Below are 19,118 nucleotides of genomic sequence, written 5' to 3' on the forward strand. Positions count from 1 at the left end.
ATGAACATCAGGAAGATGATGATGCTGGCCACCACACAGCCGGCAAAGATGCGCATCACCGGCGGCGGCCTGAGGCTGCGCAGCGTGGCAAAATGGCCGGCCGGCAGGCTGGAACGATCAGTCGCCATCCACGGTCTCCCGTCCGGCAGCCGCGCGCAATTGATCAAAGGCCGCGCGATCGCGCGTGATCAGCTGGCGATCAAGGCCCAGCCACAGATAGCCATCCAGCACCAGATCTTCGGGCCGATTGCTGAAATACAGGATGGTTGTGCTGGTATTGCTGAAATGATCGAAAACCGCCTTCAGCCGCGCCCGCGCCACCGTGTCGAACAGCGGCGACATCACCAGGATGCGCGGTTCCGACAGGATGGCGGCCGCCAGCTTCAGCTGCATCATCTTGGCAACCGTGAACGGCGCCCCCGTAGAGGACAGCCGCGTTTGCAGGCCATCGGGCAGCAGCGCCAGTCGGTCTTCCAGGCCCACCAGTTTCAGGGCCGCCATCTGATCGGCGGCATTCTTGTCTGGATTGGCGAGGCGCAGATAATCGGCAGTGGTCGATTCAACGATGGCGGCGCGGTCGAGCACCACCATGTCGGACCGCAGGGCCAGCGGGTCCATCAGCGCGATATCGACACCGCCCAGCGTGATCAGCCCCGCCTTTGGTTTTTCCAGTCGCTTCAGCAGATTGGCGAATTCACGCTCCATGCCCGGCACGCCCTGGCAGACGAGGCGGGTGCCGGCCGCAATTTGCAGGTTCACCGTGGCGCTGCCCACCGGCAAGGTAAAGCGCAACTGGCGCATTTCCAGCGCGCCGCCGCTGGGCGGGGCCAGCCCGGCTGTCGGTTTGGGTTCCTGCTTAAGGCCATAAAGCAGCGACAGTTCCTCGATGGAGGCGACCAGATCATACCAGTCATCAAGGTAGGAATAGAGGCTGTTCATCCCGGCAAACACGCCCGACAGGATCAATTCGGCCGCCACCAGCTGGCCGATCGACAATTGTTCCTGGATGACCAGCCAGCCGCCCAGCGCCAACAGGCCCGCCGAAGCTGCGGCATAGAGGAAATAAAAGGCGATGGTTTGCGGAAATTGATAACCGAAATGCTCGCTATGGGCCTTCACATAGTTGGCGCTGACCCGCTCGGCGCCTTCCAGCGCATATTCGATGTGCCGGGCCGATTTGTAGAAACCGTTGGAGGCGCCCACGGTTTCCAGGAAATGCGCCGCATTGTATTTTTCGTGGCTGAGGATGATCGAGGTTTTCATCGCGCCCTTCGACCACAGCGCCCACACCGCCCACAGCAGGGCGATAAGCACCAGGTTGAAGGCGAGAAAAAACGGGTGGTAGAAACTGGTGACGATGAAGCCGACGATCATGCCCAGGATGATCGTGAAGCCGCCGATCAACAGCGACGGCACCGCCTTCTGCATGTTGACCATCTCGAAATAGCGATTGAACAGGTCAAAGCGCCGATCATCCTGAAAGAAGGGATCCGCTGCGTTGATCACTCGCATCGTCAGATCGGCGACCAACCGCGCCATGAAGCGGCGGCGATACAGTTCCATCAGATGGATGCGCAGCACCGACAACAGGCCGGAGATGACCAGCAAAGCGAACAGGATGGCGGCCAGCGTGAACAGCGGCACCGGCAGCGCCGTGTTGGCGATGCTGTTGATCAGCAGCTGCACTGAAATCGGTGTGGCCAGGCCCAGCAGCGCGATGCCGATGCCATAGATGATCGCCAGCCAGAAATAGTTCCTTTCTGGCCAAAGAATGTCTTTCAGCCAGCTGTATACCAGCTGGTTGAGGTCCATCTTTGCAAGATCCTTGGCGGCCATGTGTCTCCTGTCACCAGATGCGGGCAACGATGGCCCATGTAGGGGCACGGCGTTGCTCTGCCAAGGCGGATGGGCAGAAAAAATTACATGGGCGTAATGTTTCAGCCGCCATGATGACGGTGGCCTAGCACGGATCGCGGCTCAGCCGGCATCGGCCAACTGCCGCAGGCCGGTCCCCAATCGATCAACAAGTTCATCAATCTGCGCCTTGCTGATGATCAGCGGCGGCGACAGGGCAATGATATCGCCAGTGACGCGGATCAGCAGACCGGTGTCGAACATGGCGCGGAAGATCGCCTGCCCGCGCACGCCCGGCTGGCCGGGAATGGCCGCCAGTTCGATGGCGCCAACAAGGCCGAAATTGCGGATGTCGATCACATTGGGCAGGCCGGCAAGGCTGTGCAGCGCTGCCTCCCAATGATCTTCCAGCCCGCGGGCATGGCTGAACAGCCCTTCGCTGGCATAGACATCCAGCGTGGCAATGCCGGCCGCACAGGCCAGCGCGTGGCTGGAATAGGTATAGCCGTGGAACAGCTCGATCCCCGGCACGTCGCCCGGCGCATCGACAATGGCATCATGCACAAAGCGCGCCGCGGCCACGGCCCCCATCGGCACCGCGGCGTTGGTGAGGCCCTTGGCCAGGCAGATGAGATCGGGCGTGACGCCGAAACGTTCCGCTGCCGTGGCGGCACCAATGCGGCCAAAGCCGGTGATGACTTCATCGAAGATCAGCAGGATGCCGTGCTGGGCGGTGATCGCCCGCAACCGCTCCAGATAGAACTTTGGCGGCACCAGCACGCCGGTGGAGCCAGCGAGTGGTTCAACGATGACGGCAGCGATGGTATCGGCGCCGTGCAGCGCGATCATCGCCTCCAGCCGATCGGCCAGTTCGACGCCATGGGCCGGCTGGCCCTTTGAAAACGCATTGCGGGCCGGATCGTGCGTGTGCGGCAGGTGATCGCTGCCGGGCAGACCGGTGCCAAAGGCGCGGCGATTGGTGACGATGCCGCCCACCGAAATGCCGCCAAAACCCGTGCCATGATAGCCGCGTTCGCGCCCGATCAGCCGGGTGCGCTGGCCCTGGCCCTTGGCCCGCCAATAGGCCAATGCGATCTTCAGCGCGGTATCGACGCTTTCCGATCCGCTGTTGGTGAAAAAGATGCGGTCCAGCCCTTCCGGCATTATGCCAGCCACGCGCGAGGCGAGCTGAAAGGCCAGCGGGTGGCCGAGCTGGAAGGTGGGCGCAAAATCCAGCACGGCCGCTTGTTGCTGGATGGCCCGCACGATGGGTTCGCGGCCATGGCCGGCGTTCACGCACCACAGGCCGGCGGTGCCATCAAGGATGCGGCGGCCATCGGCACTGGTATAGTGCATGTCCTTGGCCGCCACCATCAGGCGCGGATTGGCCTTGAAATAGCGATTGTCGGTGAACGGCATCCACAGGGACGAAAGATCGTTGGGCAGAATTGGGGGTGCAACGCTGGCCATGGACCTGGCCCTCCTCTCGGGGCTGATGGTTCAGGCTTTCGCGAGCAGTTTTTCGATTTGGCTGCCCAGCGCTTCCGGCTTGGTGGCCGGGGCAAAGCGTTCCTGCACCTGGCCATGTTTGTCGACGAGGAATTTGGTGAAGTTCCACTTGATGGCTTCGCTGCCGAGCAGGCCGGGGGCCTGTTTCTTCAGCATCTGAAACAACGGGTGGGCGGCATCGCCGTTCACATCCACCTTGGCGAACAGCGGGAAATCCACATCATATTTCAGCTTGCAGAAAGTCGCGATCTCGCTGGCGTCGCCGGGCTCCTGCGCGCCGAACTGGTTGCAGGGAAAGCCGAGCACGGCAAAACCGTTCGGCCCAAATTTCTTGTGCAGCGCTTCCAGGCCTTCATATTGCGGCGTGAACCCGCATTTGCTGGCGGTGTTGACGATCAGCAGCACCTTGCCGTCGAAATCCTGCATCGAAATCTCGCGGCCATCGATGGTTTTTGCGCTGAAATCGTAAACGCTGCTCATTGCCCGTTCCCTTCTTGCCCGGTCAGCGCGGCGGCAAAATGCCGGCGACACAGGGCGACATAGCGATCATTGCCACCAATTTCGGTCTGCTGGCCAGAGGCAACTGGCTGGCCCTGCCCGTCAATACGCAGGTTCATCGTCGCCTTGCGGCCACAGGCGCACACCGCCTTCAGTTCGGAAAGCGTATCGGCCAGCGCCAGCAGCGTGCTGCTGCCCGGAAACAGATTGCCCAGAAAATCGGTGCGCAGGCCATAGCAGAGCACCGGAATGCCCAAATCATCGGCGACCCGCGCCAGCTGCCACACCTGATCCTTGCTCAGGAACTGGGCTTCATCGACCAGCACGCAATTCAGCGTTTTCACCGCATGGGCACCGGCCACTGCGCCAAACAAATCGGTTTCCGGCCTGAACACCTCTGCGGGTGCCGATAACCCGATGCGCGAGGCAATCACCCCCCCACCGGCACGATCGTCGATGGCGGCGGTAAACAGCATCGTGTGCATGCCGCGCTCACGATAGTTGAAGCTGGCCTGCAGCAGCACCGTCGATTTGCCGGCATTCATGGAGGCATAATAGAAATAGAGCTTGGCCACGCGCTTTCCTTGCGCGTGGCCGCCCCCCTAGGTCAACAATTGGCTTAGCGGTTCCCGCCGATCAGATCGCCGAGTTCGCCCAGCATGCTGCCTTCGCCGCGGTTCTGGCCGCGGCCGCCGGCAGCCTGCAGCATGCGGCCGGCCAGACGGCTGAACGGCAGCGACTGGATCCACACCTTGCCCGGCCCGGTGAGGCGCGCGAAAAACACGCCTTCGCCGCCGAACAGCATGGATTTCACCCCGCCGCCCACGGTTTCCAGATCAAAGTTCACGCTGCTGGTGAAGGCCGCGACGCAACCGGTATCGACATGCAGCACTTCGCCCGGCGCCAGCGTGCGTTCGATCACAGTGCCGCCCATCTGCACGAACACCCAGCCATCGCCTTCCAGCTTCTGCATGATGAAGCCTTCGCCGCCGAACAGCCCGGTCATCACCTTGCGCTGGAAGGCGATGCCGATGGAGACGCCCTTGGCCGCTGCCAGAAACGCATCCTTCTGGCAGATCAACGTGCCGCCCACACTGTCCAGCTTGATCGGCAGGATATGGCCGGGGGTTGGCGCGGCAAACGCCACCCGCGCCTTGCCGCTGCCATTGTGGGTATAGACCGTGGTGAACAGGCTTTCACCGGTGAGCAGGCGTTTGCCGGCGCCCATCAGCGCGCCCATGAAGCCACCCGATTGACCGCCGCCATCGCCAAACACCGTGGTCATGCCGATGCTGGCATCCTTCCACACCATCGCGCCGGCTTCGGCGACGGCGCTTTCGCCGGGATCAAGTTCGATCTCGACGAATTGCAATTCATGGCCCTTGATCTCGAAATCGATATCATCGGCGCTGCTGCTCGAACGGGCGTGTTGCCAGGGATTGGCCATGCGAAGTCTCCTGTTGCTGACGACTGCAATGTAGGATCAGTGTGTTGCGCCGCCAAGACGGTCCCACCAAAATTCTTGCTGCGACTCGTGCGGGTGAATGCTTGCGCAGTTCGGCACATTGGGCAACACACGGCGGCATGAAGCATCTTGCCCTTGCCGCCCTCCTTCTCGCCAGCACCTCCCCGGCGATTGCCGCCGAAGCCGAAGATGCGCTGATCACCGTTACCGGCAAGGGGCTGCAGGATCTGCCCGGCGATGCTGCGCTGTCGCTGGTGGTGATTGACCGCGACCGTATCCTCAACACCGGATCAAACCGGCTCGAATCCGTGCTGGCCGATATCGCCGGCCAGCAGCAGTTCCGCCGTTCCGATAGCCGTTCCGCCAATGCGACCAGCCAGGGCATCACCTTGCGCGGGCTGGGCGGCAACGCGTCATCGCGGGCGCTGCTGGTCATGGATGGCGTGCCGCAGGCCGATCCGTTTGGCGGCTGGGTGGCGTTTCCGGCCTATGCCACGGGGCGCCTTGATCGCATCCGGGTCACGCGCGGCGGCGGCTCCGGCTATTGGGGCCCGGGCGCGCTGGCCGGCACCATCGAGCTGGAATCGGTGGGCGGCGCCGCGATCAACCCCTTCACTGGCAGCTTCGCCTATGGCAGCCGGGACAGTATTGATGCGCAAGGCTCGCTGGGCCTGAAGCGCACGGGCGGTTTCGCCACGCTGTCGGCCGCCTATGGCCGGGGCGATGGCTTCATTCCCATCGTCGAACGCAATCGCGGCGCGGTCGACCGGGCGGCGCCGTATGAACAGGCCAGCGTCAACCTGCGCGCCGTGGTGGCCATCGCGCCTGACACCGAAGCGCAGGTGACCGCCACCGGCTTCACCGACAGCCGCGAGCGCGGCACCGAATTTTCGCGCAACACATCGCAAGGTGTTGATGGCGCCATCCGGTTGGTGGGCCGCGGGCGTTGGGGCTGGCAGGCCCTGGCCTATGTGCAGACGCGCAATTTCACTTCGGATTTTGCTGCCGTGAACGCCACCCGCACCAGCGTCACGCAAAGCCTGTCGCAGTTCAACACGCCGGCCACCGGCTGGGGCGGGCGGCTGGAAATTGCGCCGCCGGTGGGCACGGGCATTTCGTTACGGCTGGGGGCCGACATCCGCCAATTGACCGGCGAGACCAACGAGCTTTTCACCTACGTCAATGCTGCCCCCACAAGGCAGCGCGAAGCCGGTGGCCGCACCAGCACCACCGGGCTCTTTGTGGATGGCAGCATCGAACGCGGCATCGTCACCGCCACCGCATCGGCCCGCATCGATTGGTGGACGATTGAAAATGGCCGCCTGCTGGAAACCACCATCGCCACCGGCGCCCCGTTCACCACGCTGCTGTTTGCCGACCGGTCGGGCCACGAATTCACCGGCCGCGCTGGCCTGGCCATCAAGGCTGCAGACTGGCTTTCGCTGCGCGGTGCGGCCTATCGCGGCTGGCGGCTGCCAACCTTGAACGAGCTGTATCGCCCGTTCCGTGTTGGCCCCGATGCTACGGCCGCCAACGCGCTGCTGAGCCCCGAGCGGGTGACCGGCGTTGATCTGGGTTTCACGCTGAAGCCGGCAGACGGCGTGGAAATCGGTGTCACCGGCTTCTGGAACCGCATGGACGATACCATCGCCAACGTCACGCAAGGGCGCGGACCGGGCGTGTTCCCTGGTGTCGGCTTTGTGGCGACCGGCGGTTTTTATCGTCAGCGGCAGAATCTGGATGCGCTGGAGGTATGGGGCTGGGAAGTCGATGCCCGCTTGCGCCGCGGCCCGTTCGGGCTGACTGCCAGCTGGAGCCATGTCGATCCCAGCATTTCCGCAAGCGGTGCCGCCGCGCCGCTGAATGGCCTGCGCCCGGCACAAACCCCGCGCGACCAGTTTTCGGGCACCATCGATTACAGCGGCACATTGTTCACCGCGTCGGCCACGCTGCGCCACATCGCCAGCCAGTTCGAAGATGATCAGAACAGCCGCAGCCTGAACGCGGCCACCATGGTCGATGCGCTGCTGCTGGTGCCGATCATCAAGGGCCTCAGCCTTGAAGGCCGGGTGGAAAATCTGTTCGACGCCGAAGTACAGGCGGCGCTGTCGGGCACCGGCGTGGTGGAACGCGCCCTGCCCCGCACCGTCTGGGTGGGCGCGCGGGTCGCATTCTGACCGGGTGAACCCCGTATCGACGCGCCGATCCTGCCGGCCTAGCCTGCCGCGATGGAGACCCACCGCATGACCCGTTACAGCCGCGTTGCCATCATCCTGCATTGGCTGATGGCGCTGATGATCATCGGCAATCTGGCTGGCGGTTTCCTGCATGATTATGTGCCACGCGAAGGCGGCCAGCGCGCCTTTGTGATGGGCCTGCATGTCAGCTTCGGCCTCACCATCATCGCGCTGACACTGGTGCGGCTGGGCTGGCGGCTGGCCAACGCGCCGCCGCCGCTGCCAGCCTATTTCACCAGTGGCGAGCGGCTGCTGGCCAAAGCGGCGCACTGGGCCTTTTACGTCGCCATGCTGGCGCTGCCACTGTCGGGCTGGCTGATGGCCGAGCGTAACGAGCGGCCTTTGCTCTATTTCTTCGCCGTGGCCGTGCCCAAGGCCGGCATCGGCAAGCCGCTGGCCGAAACCTTCAACGAAGTGCACGAGATTCTGGGCTGGACGATGCTGGCGCTGTTGGCCGTGCATATCATCGGCATCATCAAGCATCTTGTGATGGACCGCGACAATCTGTTGCCGCGCATGGGGTGGGGCACACCGCGCGCTTGACGCCGCCGGCCAGTCCCCGCCACACAGGCCCATGGCCGAACCGATCAAGCTGCACGAAAGCTGGCGCGCACCACTGGCCGGGGCATTCGCTTCGCCCGGCATGGCGGCGCTGAAGGCGTTCCTGCTGGCTGAAGAAGCCGCCGGCAAGGCGATCTTCCCGAAGAGCAGCGAGTGGTTCCGCGCGCTTGAGTTGACGCCGCTGGATCGGGTGCGTGTGGTGATTTTGGGCCAGGATCCCTACCACGGCCCCGGTCAGGCACACGGGCTGGCCTTTTCAGTGCGCGCGAACGTGAAAGTGCCGCCCAGCCTGGCCAATATCTACAAGGAACTGCAATCCGATCTCGGCATTGCGCCCGCCCGCCACGGCTTTCTGGAACATTGGGCGAGCCAAGGCGTCTTGCTGCTCAACACCAGCCTGACTGTGGAACAAGGCCTCGCCGCCAGCCACAAGGGCCGCGGCTGGGAACAATTCACCGATGCCGTGATCCGGCTGGTGGCGGCACGGGCTGCACCTTGCGCCTTCCTGCTGTGGGGTAACCACGCCCAGAAAAAGGCCGATTTTGTCGACGATAGTCGCCACTTGGTCCTGAAGGCGCCCCACCCCTCGCCGCTCTCAGCTTACAGTCGAGGTTCCGTTGGGGGCTTTTTCGGCTGCCGCCACTTCAGTCGCACCAATCAGTGGCTGGAATCGCAGGGCCAGGCGCCGATTGATTGGGCGCTGCCGTCGCTCTAGGATCAGGATCTGCCTTTGGGGGAAAATTGATGCGCCATCTTGCACTCGCGCTGTTGCTGGCGCTTTCGGCGCCCGGCGCTGCCAATCCCCTGCTCACCGATCCGCCCGCCACGGCCGCGCCGCGCGCCCGCATGGAGACGCTGCACGTTGCCTCGGGCGGTGTGGAGATCAACGCGCTGGCCTATCTGGCGGCGGGGCCAGGGCCGCACCCCACCATCGTGATCTGCCACGGCTGGCCGGGGAACGAGAAGAATCTCGATCTGGCACAGGCGCTGCGGCGGGCGGGCTGGAATGCCATCACCTTCAACTATCGCGGCAGCTGGGGCAGCCCCGGCAATTTCCGTTTCAGCCAGAATCCCGAAGACGCCAAAGCCGTGTTGGCCCTGCTGCGCCGGCCCGACATGGCGGCCAAGCTGGGCATCGACACCAGCCGCATCGTGCTGGCCGGGCACAGCATGGGCGGCTGGGTGACCGGCATGGTGGCATCCGAGGACCCGAACCTGGCCGGCGCCATCCTAATTTCGGCGGCCAACATGGGCGCCCTGATCGGCTTGGGCCGTGACCGGCTGATGGTAGAGGCGGCAGGCAACAGCGACAGCCTGGTCGGCACGTCGCCGGCCCTGCAGGCTGACGAATTGATGGCCGATGCCGCCCGCAACGACCTGCGCCCCCGCGGCGCCGGCCTGGCCCGCGTGCCGTTGTTGGTGCTGACCTCTGATGACGGCCTCAAGCCGTTGACCGACCCGGTGGTTGCCGCCGCCCGTGCCGCTGGCGGCACGGTCAGCGAGGCGCATCAGCCCACCGATCACAGCTGGTCAGACGCCAGACTGATGCTGGCCAGCCGCATCCACGATTGGTTGAAGGCCCTGCCTGCCCGCCGCTGAATCGCGCGGTAGCGGCGCGGCGCAGCCGCATGCAAATGAGCCTCATCGACCAGCCAAAGACGCGGCTTGCACGCGGTTTGATCAGGGCCATCGCCTATGGCCCGCCCTGGCCAACAGGGATTGAGCGATCTCCCACATGTTGGCTTGGCTTCTGTAGAGCAGCATGATTGTCGGGTCCGGATCGGCGCACCCTGATTTCGCTTGACCGATAGACGGCGCGGAAATCGATTTTGTTGTTCTTGGGCGCCGAATTTTCGACTGTCACAGAAGTGTCGTGAAATGTTTTTTTGATTGCGACAGCGGAGTCACGCGATCGTAACATCATTTTGGTTAACCTCATGCCAATATTTCTTCTTGAGTATTGGCTTGGGGTCGATTGCGCCTGACGATCGCGCTGTAGAGGCGCGTCAGTGCTGCGTCTGCTTCATTCCGGGCTCTCAGGGATTATTTCCAACCAAGCGCTATCGCATTGGTCGGTCTTTGCAGTTTCTCCAATCTCTCTGTCTTTGAAGGATGTTTTGTATGGCGAACGTCGGTGATATTGCGATTGTCCGTTTCGGTGCCGATGATCCGGACACACTGTCGTTCGTGCTGCTCGCCGATCTTTCCGGCGAAACGATTTTCTTCACCGACAATGGCTGGCTGGCAGCCGGCGGCTTCCGCTCCGGCGAAGGCATCTTCAGCTATGTCGTTCCCGGTGGCACGCCGATCGGGACGGTGATCTCGATCCCCGCGCCGATCGGCACGACGTCGCTGTCGACCAGCGGCGATGCCATCCTTGCCTACACCGGCAGCGCCGCCAGCCCCACCTTCCTGTTTGCGGTCGATTTCGCCGACGGCAACGCGACCTGGGCCGCCGATGCGACAAGTTCCAACACCTCGGCAGTGCCGACCGGGCTGACCGTCGGCAGCACGGCGCTCGCCTTCGGGGCTGACAACGGCGCCTACAGCGGTCCGACCACGGGCACGCGCGCCGAAATTCTCGCCAACATCGCCAATGCGGCCAATTGGACGCTCAGCGACGCCGGCAGCGTCACCGGCCCGACGGGCTTCACCATCACCAGCGGCGGAACGACAGTCAGCATCAACGACGTGGTGATCGCCGAGGGCGATGCCGGCACGGCGCTGCTGACCTTCACCGTGACGCGCAGCGACAACAGCGGTGAATTCAGCGTCGATTTTGTCAGTGCAGATGGCACGGCATTCGCGGGCAGCGACTATGTGGCAACGTCAGGCACGTTGACCTTCGCCGCCGGCGGCGCCTTGACCCAGACCGTGTCAGTCACGATCAACGGCGACACTGTTTCGGAAGCCAATGAGACGCTGATCGTCACGCTGGCAAACCTGATCAACGTTACCGGCACGGCGGCGATCGCAGATAGTTCCGGCACCGGCACCATCACCAACGACGACGTCTCGATCATCGCGATCCACACCATCCAGGGCGCCGGCCACACCTCTGCCCTCGTCGGCCAGGCGGTGACGACCAAGGGGATCGTGACGGCAGTCGACAGCAATGGCTTCTTCCTGCAGGCCGCAGATGCCGATGCTGATGCGTCGATCGCGACCTCCGAAGCGATTTTCGTGTTCACCAGTTCGGCGCCAACGGTTGCCGTCGGTGACTCCATCACGCTGTCTGGCACGGTTGCGGAATTCATTCCGGGCGGTGCAGCGACCAACAATTTGTCGACGACACAGTTGGTCAGCCCGACAGGCATTGTTGTGCAGAGCTCCGGCAACGCCCTGCCGACGGCGATCGTGCTGGGTGCCGGCGGCCGCCAGGCGCCGACCGAGGTCATCGACAACGACAATTTTGCCAGCTTTGACCCGACGACCGACGGCATCGATTATTTCGAAAGCCTCGAAGCCATGCGCGTCACGGTCCCGACCCCGGTGGCCGTGGCGGCAACCAACCAATTCGGTGAGATCGTCACGGTTGCCGATGGCGGCGCCAACGCCACCGGCCTTTCGGCCCGCGGTTCGATCGTGACCAAGGGCAGCGTTGGCGACGGCTTGAACGTCACCAACACCGGTGCCGGTTCGGACTATAACCCCGAACGAATCCAGATCGATGCCGACAGCACGATCACCCCGGGCAGCACCCCGCTGGTCAATGTCGGCGCCGTGTTCAACGACATCACCGGCGTGCTCGGCTATAATTTCGGCAATTATGAAGTCATCCCGACTTCGGCGATCACGGTGGCGACGCCGTCGATCCTGACCGGCGAAGTGACCGCGCTCACCGGCTCGGCCGACGTGCTGACGATCGCGTCGTACAATGTGCTCAACCTCGATCCCAACGATGGCGATGGCGACACCGATGTGGCCGATGGCCGCTTCCAGGCGATCGCCACGCAGTTCGTCAACGCGCTTGGCGCGCCCGACGTCATCGCGCTGCAGGAAGTTCAGGACAACAGCGGTTCGGCCAACGACGGCACGGTTTCGGCCAGCCTCACGCTGCAAACATTGGTCAATGCGATCACCGCTGCCGGTGGCCCGACCTACAGCTTCATCGACAACAGCTTCATCACCAACAACACCAACGGCGGCCAACCCGGCGGCAACATCCGCGTCGCTTATCTGTACAATGCCGCGCGCGTGTCGCTGGTCGACGGCTCGGTGAGCACCACGCCCGATGCGGCGGTCGATTTCGTCGGTTCGCGCCAGCCGCTGGTCGCCACGTTCGAATTCAACGGCTCCGAAGTCACCGTCGTCAACAACCATTTCAGTTCGAAGGGCGGATCATCGCCGCTGTTCGGTGCAGTGCAGCCGGCGACCAACGGCAGCGCGGCAGAACGCCTGGTGCAGGCGCAGAACGTCGCCGACTATGTCGCCAGCCTCGGCGCCAGCGCCAAGGTGGTCGTGCTCGGCGATCTCAACGAGTTCACCAACGAGGAATCGCTGGCACCGCTGTCGGCGGTGGGCCTCAGCGCCATGTCGCTCACCCTCACCGAGACCGAGCGCTATTCCTTTGCGTTCGAGGGCAACGCCCAGGAACTCGATCAGGCCTATGTCAGTGGCAACCTGACCACGGTAACGACGCTCGATATCGTCCATGTCAACAGCGAGTTCGCCGTGACCGCCGCCTCAGCGTCGGACCATGATCCTTCGGTGCTGGCGCTCAACCTTGCCGACCTCAATTATGAAACCGTTGGCGGCGTCCGCATCTATGACGCTGCTGAATCGCTGCAGGGTGCCGCCACAACCCCGGTGGCCAGCAACGATGTCGTCCTCGTCCGGCTCGGCTCGATCCAGGGGGCGGTCGCCGGTGCCGAGAGCGTCGCCTATGAAGGCGGCAAGGTCTTTGCGACCAACGTCGCTGGCAACAGCATCAACGTTCACAGCGTTTCCGCAGCCGGCGCGTTGGTCAACGAAGCCCCGATCCTGCTGTCAGGCCTGATCGAATATCGTCCCGGCGGCGTGAATGCCGTGGCCGTCAAGAACGGCGTCGTTGCCGTCGGCTATGAAAACGTCACGGTGGGCCAGCCCGGCTATATCGCCCTGTTCAGCGCCGCTGATGGCAGCTTGATCAAGACGATCCAGGTCGGCGTGCTGCCCGATCAGCTGACCTTCACCCCCGATGGCTCGAAACTGCTGGTTGCCAATGAAGGCCAACCGGCCTCCGTCGGCGACAACCCCGTCGGGTCGGTGAGCATCATCGACATGGCGGGCGGTGCTGCGGCTGCAACCGTGGTCAACACCATCGGCTTCACCGCATTGAATGGTTTCGAGGCGACCTTGCGCGCCCAGGGCCTGGCAACGCTGAACGGCCAGGCCGCAGCCGCCGACATCGAGCCCGAGTATATCTCGGTCTCGGCCGATGGCACCCGCGCCTATGTCACCCTGCAGGAAGTCAACGCCGTTGCGGTCATCGACCTGACCAATCCGACCGCCGATCGGCCGCTGTCGATCCAGCCGCTGGGCTCCATCGACCGCAATCTCGTCGGCAACGCGCTCGACACCAGCGACCGCGACAACGGCAGCGGCGGCCCGGCAATCAACATCCGCAACGTCAATATCCAGAGCCTGGCGCAGCCCGATGCCATTGCCAGCTACACCGTTGGCGGCGTGACCTATTTCATCACCGCCAACGAAGGTGATGCGCGCGAGGTGTTCACCGATTCGGTGCGCCTCGGCAGTGCCGGCTATATCCTCGATCCAACTCTGTTCCCCAATGCCGCGGCGCTGAAGGACAACGCCAATCTGGGCCGGCTGAACGTGCTGACCAATGTGGGCGACACCGATGGCGACGGCGATTTCGATCAGATCTTCACGCTTGGTGGCCGCAGCATCTCGATCTTCCGGCAGGAAGCTGACGGCAGCATCACCAAGGTCCGCGAGACTGGCGGTGAGTTCGAAGCGATCCTGGCGGCGAACAATCCGGGCAGCTTCAACAGCAACCAAAGCACTGCCGCATCGTCGTTCGATACCCGTTCGGACGACAAGGGCCCCGAGCCCGAGGGCGTCAGCATCGGTGTCGTGGGCGGCCGCACCTATGCCTTTGTCGGTCTGGAGCGCGTTGGTGGCTATATGGTCTATGACGTGACCGATCCGGCGAACGCCAACTTTGTCACCTACAAGCCGCAGACCGGTGCCGACCTTGGCCCCGAAACCAGCGCCTTTGTCGCGGCAGCCGACAGCCCGACCGGCCAGGCGCTGTTGATCAGCGGCCAGGAAATCAGCAACACCGTCACCGTCTATTCGATCCAGACGCAGAGCGAGGGCAACGACACCATCGTCGGCGGCGTTGATGCCGAAGTCTGGGCCAGCCGCGGCGGCAACGACAGCATCAAGGGCAATGGCGGCAACGACGCGATCAACGGCGGCGCCGGCACCGATACCGCGGTGTTCAGCGGCGTGCGCGCTGGCTACAGCGTCACCGGCAACGGCACCATCGTCACCGATATCGACCTGATCGATGGCGACGACGGCACCGATACGCTGAGCAATATCGAGTTCCTCGCCTTTGCCGACGTAACCGTCACAACGGCGAGCTTTGTGCCGTACCGCCTGCAACTGCTCCACCTGTCGGATGGCGAAGCCGGCACGCTGGCCGGGCAGACGGCCCCCAATCTGGCGGCCCTGGTCGACAAGTTCGAAGACGAATTCGCCAATTCGATCACGCTGTCGGGTGGTGATACCTTCCTGCCCGGCCCGTTCCTTGCCGCGGGCACGGATCCGTCGCTGGTGCCGCTGATCAACGCCCTCACCGGCTCGACGATCGGCTCCGGGGGCGCGGCACCGGGTGTTGTCGATACCATCATCCACAATTTCATCGGCGTCGAAGCTTCGGGCATCGGCAACCATGAATGGGATTTGGGCTCGAACGTCTATCTGTCGTCCTTGACCGGTGGCGGCTTCTCCGGCGCGCAATATGCCTCGATCTCGGCCAACCTCGTGCTGGCGCCGGCAGGCTTCACCGCCGATCCGCTCAATTCGCGCTTCACCCAGACGGTCGGCGTCGGCAACCTCGCCAACGAAGAAGCGCAGGACCTGAAGGCGCGGATCGCGCCATCGGCGGTCATCAATGAAGGCGGCCAGACGATCGGTCTCGTCGGCGCGACCACGCAGATCCTCGAATCGATCTCGTCGCCCACCGGCGCCGAGATCCTCGGCTTCGGGTTCGGCCCGGGCCCCAACGGCGAAACCAACAACATGGTGCTGCTGGCAGCGCAGTTGCAGCCGGTCATCGACGATCTGCTGGCACAGGGCGTCAACAAGATCATCCTGCTGTCACACCTGCAGCAGATCACCTTCGAACAGCAGCTGGCGCCGTTGCTCCGGGGCGTTGACATCATCCTCGCCGCCGGCTCCAACACACGGCTGGGCGACGCCAATGACGTGGCCGTCGCCTTCCCGGGCCACGCGGCAGATTTTGCCAACACCTACCCGATCCTGACGGCGGGCGCGGACGGCAAGCCGACTGTCATCGTCAACACCGACAATGAATATACCTACCTCGGCCGCCTGGTCGTCGACTTTGACAGCAACGGTGAGATCATCGTCTCCAGCCTTGGTGAGAACATCACGATCAACGGTGCCTATGCCTCGACCGCGTCGAACGTGGCGCAGGCATGGGGCGTCGCCGAGGCCGATCTCGCCACGACCGCCTTCGCGGCCGGCACCCGTGGCGGCAACGTCAAGACGCTGACGGCGGCGGTTGACGCCATCATCCAGTCCAAGGATGGCAATGTCTTTGGCTACAGCAACGTCTACCTCGAAGGCGAGCGCCTCCAGGTCCGCAACCAGGAAACCAACCTCGGCAATGTCTCGGCCGACGCCAACGCAGATGTGGCGCGTGACGTGCTCGGGCTGACCGGTGACAATGCCATCGTCTCGATCAAGAACGGCGGCGGCATCCGGGCCCAGATCGGCACCATCATCAACAACCCCGACGGCACTGTCACCAAGGTGGCGCCCGAAGTTGGCGGCGAAGTCAGCCAGCTCGATGTTGAAAACGCCCTGCGCTTCAACAACAGGCTGATGGTGTTCGACACCACGGCGCAGGGGCTGCTCAACATCCTCAATTCGCCCAATGCGCTCAATCCCAACAACGGCGGCTTTGTCCAGATCGGCGGGGTGCGCTTCTCCTATGATCCGACAGCCGCCGTCGGATCGCGGGTGCGTGACATCGTGCTGATCAACGAATTTGATCAGATCACCGCGGTCATCGCCAACGATGGCGTTGTGGTTGCCGGCGCACCGGCGATCATCACCGCGGTGGCGCTGAATTTCACCGCAAACGGCGGCGACGGCTATCTGATCAAGGCCAATGCCGAAAACTTCCGCTTCCTGCTCAGCGATGGCACGGTCTCGGCACCGGTCAGCGAAGCGCTTGATTTCACCGCACCGGCAAATGTCCCGGCAAACGCCGTCGGCGAACAACAGGCCTTCGCCGAGTATTTCCAGGAACGCTACGCCACGCCTGGCACGGCATTCAACGTTGCCGATACCAGCCAGGCGCTCGATACGCGCATCCAGAACCAGGCAGCGCGCCTCGACACTGTTCTGCAGGGTGATTATCTGACGCTCGGCACCAATGCCGCCGAAACGCTCAACGGCACCGCTGGCGCCGAAACCATCAAGGCACTGGCCGGCAACGACACCCTGAACGGCAACGGCGATAACGACGTGCTCAACGGCGGCCTTGGCGCTGATCGCCTCAACGGCGGCGACGGCGTCGATACCGCGACCTATGTCAACGCCGCCGGCGCCGTTGCCGCCAGCCTCGCGACGCGCATGGGTACCTTTGGCGAAGCCAGCGGCGACCGCTTCTCGGGCATCGAGAATCTCACCGGCTCGGGCTTCAGCGACGTGCTCTCCGGCAGTTCCGGCGCCAATGTCATCCGCGGCGGTGCCGGCAACGACACCATCAACGGCAAGGGCGGCGCCGATCAGCTGTTCGGTGACGCTGGCGAAGACAACTTCCTGTTTGTCGGCACCCAGATCAACACCAGCATCGATGGCGGCGACGGTTTCGACACCATCTATGCGACGGCGGCAAACGCCAAGATCGTCTGGGGCGCCTATACCAACATTGAATCGGTCGATGCCGATGAATTTGCCAATGTCACCATCACCGGCACCGCCGGCGCCGACCTGATCGACCTGTCAAGCATCGAGCTGATGGGCATTACCGCGATCAACGGCAATGCCGGCAACGACACCATCATCGGCTCGGCTGGCAATGATGTCATCAACGGCCTCGATGGCCTCGATATCCTGATCGGCGGCAATGGCAATGACACCATCACCGGCGGCCGCGGCACCGATACCATGACCGGCGGGCTTGGCGGTGATCGCTTTGTCTTTGCCCGCAACGACAGCGGCGGGTCGGCATCGCTCGCCGATACCATCACCGACTTCGTCAGCGGCAGCGGTGACATCATCGACCTCTCGTCGATCGACGCCAATCCGACCAACGGCACCAGCAACGACGCCTTCACCTTCATCGGCAACAGCGCCTTCACCGGAACCGCTGGTGAACTCCGCTTCCAGGGATCGGCAACCGGCATCTTGCTTGCCGCCGATCTCAACGGCGACCGTGTCGCCGAGTTCTTCATCAACGTGAACGGCACAACGACAATGGCACCCATCGACCTCTTGCTCTGAGGACGCTCCTCCCCGGCTGCGCAGGCAGCCGGGGACCAACCCGCTAGCCGCGTGCAAGCCAGGCGCCGATCAAATTTCCAGCCGTGGAGCAACAACAGCAGCGGCCCGGAGCCGGTCTGCTCGACAACCAACTCGCCACCTGGAACCGACACCAGTTCCACCCTGCCGCCCGGCCAGCGCGCCTTTGGCAGCATCACGGATGCCCGGCACTGTGCACGCTTTGGCAATCAAGCCGTTGGCGTAATTGTCGTCTTCGTTGGTGCCATAGGAAAAGATCGTCGCAACTGTTGAGAGAAAAAAAATACTCAGTCGCAATCACTTGAGTTTGCCATGTCATAGCAGCGACCTCGCGGGCCGATTGGACAGCGACAATTGGGCCGTTGGCGGACAGGCCGGTTGGGAGAAATCTGGGGCGGCAAAACTGCTGTTCTTTGCCCCCAGCCGCCTTGATCAGGTCGCCGCGTTTTCAGACAGCCCGTTCCAGCAGGGCAGTCGATATGAGACTTTGAAAAAAGACGTTGTTCAGGCCGGTATGGCCAATGCCGCCTCGAGTTGGCCAAGTGCCTCCCGGTGGCATCCCATGTTCCAGGTTTCGGCGATTGCGACCCATGGATTGGCGTTGTTGCCGCGACACGCAGCAACGGTACCGGCGCGAACGCCGCCAAGACGAAGCGGGTCTTTGCGGGTACGGAACATGGCGGAATAGGCGTCAAGCAGCGACACATCGGCTGCGGCTGCAACGGGCGAAACATAGCGCATGGGGCCGACGACCGTTTGCGTCTGGCCATCCGCATGCAGCAGAATCAGGCGCTTTCCAGCCGGGATACTGAGCGCGGCACCGCTGCGGATGATGGCGCCAGACGCGCCAGCCCCGGATTGGCCCGCAGATGATTGCAGCACAAGCACATCGGCGCTCGCCGCAGTCGCGGTGAAGACCCCGATGAAGACCCCGGTGAAGACCCCGGTAAAGACCATTGACAGCAGCGCGAGAACGATAACCTTTACAGGCCGGCAAGGCATGGCGATCCCTTCCGTGTTGCTTGGCGAAACACCGCAGACCGGATGAAATCATTGTTCCCAGCCCGAGGCCCAGTTGTTTACGCCATACTGGCCAGCGCGGCAATTGGCGTTGCTGTGGCGCAACTGCCGCCGCTGGTCGCGCTGGAAAACCTGATCGCTGATCAACGCGCGGCGCGGCTGACCCCATCGGTGCCGCTGGCAAGCAACATTGTCATCGTCACCTTCGACGAAGCCAGCCTGGCGGCCCTGCCATCGCGGTCGCC

13 protein-coding genes are annotated in these 19,118 nt (G+C 63.4%); 6 read left to right on the plus strand and 7 right to left on the minus strand.

Annotation, left to right across the window (positions count from 1 at the left end; genetic code table 11):
* Positions 1-117: 117 nt before the first annotated feature.
* The 5 genes from RMO81_RS08370 to RMO81_RS08390 form a co-directional block, all read right to left on the minus strand.
* Entirely contained in the window at positions 118-1,812 is a 1,695-nt protein-coding gene (locus tag RMO81_RS08370; RefSeq protein ID WP_310475370.1) for an ABC transporter ATP-binding protein, read from the minus strand.
* Between the two features lie 165 nt (positions 1,813-1,977).
* On the minus strand, positions 1,978-3,324 hold the full coding sequence (locus tag RMO81_RS08375) for an aspartate aminotransferase family protein (RefSeq protein WP_310475371.1): 1,347 nt from the start codon (positions 3,322-3,324) through the stop codon (positions 1,978-1,980).
* Positions 3,325-3,354: 30 nt separating this feature from the next.
* Positions 3,355-3,843 (minus strand): glutathione peroxidase, encoded by a 489-nt coding sequence (locus RMO81_RS08380; protein WP_310475372.1) that lies wholly within the window; start codon positions 3,841-3,843, stop codon positions 3,355-3,357.
* A complete protein-coding gene (locus tag RMO81_RS08385; RefSeq protein WP_310475373.1) occupies positions 3,840-4,436 on the minus strand; it encodes a thymidine kinase in 597 nt (198 codons plus the stop codon). Before RMO81_RS08385 ends, RMO81_RS08380 begins: the two co-directional genes overlap by 4 nt.
* Before the next feature lie 44 nt (positions 4,437-4,480).
* Positions 4,481-5,308, minus strand: a complete 828-nt coding sequence (locus tag RMO81_RS08390; RefSeq protein ID WP_310475374.1) for a TIGR00266 family protein — start codon at positions 5,306-5,308, stop codon at positions 4,481-4,483.
* Positions 5,309-5,445: 137 nt separating this feature from the next.
* Between RMO81_RS08390 and RMO81_RS08395 the strand changes: the two genes are divergently transcribed.
* From RMO81_RS08395 to RMO81_RS08415, 5 genes are all read left to right on the plus strand, one after another.
* The gene (locus tag RMO81_RS08395) at positions 5,446-7,503 is read left to right on the plus strand and encodes a TonB-dependent receptor domain-containing protein (RefSeq protein ID WP_310475375.1); all 2,058 of its coding nucleotides are present in this window, start codon (positions 5,446-5,448) and stop codon (positions 7,501-7,503) included.
* 66 nt (positions 7,504-7,569) lie between these two features.
* The gene (locus tag RMO81_RS08400) at positions 7,570-8,106 is read left to right on the plus strand and encodes a cytochrome b (RefSeq protein ID WP_310475376.1); all 537 of its coding nucleotides are present in this window, start codon (positions 7,570-7,572) and stop codon (positions 8,104-8,106) included.
* 31 nt (positions 8,107-8,137) lie between these two features.
* Positions 8,138-8,839, plus strand: coding sequence for a uracil-DNA glycosylase (gene ung, locus RMO81_RS08405; protein WP_310475377.1), 702 nt, complete (start codon positions 8,138-8,140; stop codon positions 8,837-8,839).
* 29 nt (positions 8,840-8,868) lie between these two features.
* On the plus strand, positions 8,869-9,723 hold the full coding sequence (locus RMO81_RS08410; RefSeq protein ID WP_310475378.1) for an alpha/beta fold hydrolase: 855 nt from the start codon (positions 8,869-8,871) through the stop codon (positions 9,721-9,723).
* Positions 9,724-10,245: 522 nt separating this feature from the next.
* Positions 10,246-17,835: a choice-of-anchor I family protein gene (locus RMO81_RS08415; protein WP_310475379.1), complete on the plus strand. Its 7,590-nt coding sequence runs from the start codon at positions 10,246-10,248 to the stop codon at positions 17,833-17,835.
* A gap of 69 nt (positions 17,836-17,904) precedes the next feature.
* Here RMO81_RS08415 and RMO81_RS08420 read toward each other — a convergent pair whose 3' ends face one another.
* Together RMO81_RS08420 and RMO81_RS08425 are read right to left on the minus strand one after the other, a co-directional pair.
* The gene (locus RMO81_RS08420; protein ID WP_310475380.1) at positions 17,905-18,150 is read right to left on the minus strand and encodes a hypothetical protein; all 246 of its coding nucleotides are present in this window, start codon (positions 18,148-18,150) and stop codon (positions 17,905-17,907) included.
* A 207-nt stretch (positions 18,151-18,357) separates the two neighbouring features.
* A complete protein-coding gene (locus RMO81_RS08425; protein WP_310475381.1) occupies positions 18,358-18,810 on the minus strand; it encodes a hypothetical protein in 453 nt (150 codons plus the stop codon).
* A gap of 87 nt (positions 18,811-18,897) precedes the next feature.
* Between RMO81_RS08425 and RMO81_RS08430 the strand changes: the two genes are divergently transcribed.
* On the plus strand, positions 18,898-19,118 hold a 221-nt coding region (locus RMO81_RS08430; RefSeq protein ID WP_310475382.1), incomplete at its 3' end, for a hypothetical protein.

Source organism: Sandarakinorhabdus sp. (assembly GCF_031422795.1).
In the GTDB taxonomy this organism is placed as follows: Bacteria; Pseudomonadota; Alphaproteobacteria; order Sphingomonadales; family Sphingomonadaceae; genus Sandarakinorhabdus.

Bases quoted from the DNA above. Each gene is read 5' to 3' on its own strand.
- RMO81_RS08370 (WP_310475370.1), bottom strand. From the start codon at position 1,812: ATGGACCTCAACCAGCTGGTATACAGCTGGCTGAAAGACATTCTTTGG.
- RMO81_RS08375 (WP_310475371.1), bottom strand. From the start codon at position 3,324: ATGGCCAGCGTTGCACCCCCAATTCTGCCCAACGATCTTTCGTCCCTG.
- RMO81_RS08380 (WP_310475372.1), bottom strand. From the start codon at position 3,843: ATGAGCAGCGTTTACGATTTCAGCGCAAAAACCATCGATGGCCGCGAG.
- RMO81_RS08390 (WP_310475374.1), bottom strand. From the start codon at position 5,308: ATGGCCAATCCCTGGCAACACGCCCGTTCGAGCAGCAGCGCCGATGAT.
- RMO81_RS08395 (WP_310475375.1), top strand. From the start codon at position 5,446: ATGAAGCATCTTGCCCTTGCCGCCCTCCTTCTCGCCAGCACCTCCCCG.
- RMO81_RS08400 (WP_310475376.1), top strand. From the start codon at position 7,570: ATGACCCGTTACAGCCGCGTTGCCATCATCCTGCATTGGCTGATGGCG.
- ung (WP_310475377.1), top strand. From the start codon at position 8,138: ATGGCCGAACCGATCAAGCTGCACGAAAGCTGGCGCGCACCACTGGCC.
- RMO81_RS08410 (WP_310475378.1), top strand. From the start codon at position 8,869: ATGCGCCATCTTGCACTCGCGCTGTTGCTGGCGCTTTCGGCGCCCGGC.
- RMO81_RS08415 (WP_310475379.1), top strand. From the start codon at position 10,246: ATGGCGAACGTCGGTGATATTGCGATTGTCCGTTTCGGTGCCGATGAT.
- RMO81_RS08425 (WP_310475381.1), bottom strand. From the start codon at position 18,810: ATGGTCTTTACCGGGGTCTTCACCGGGGTCTTCATCGGGGTCTTCACC.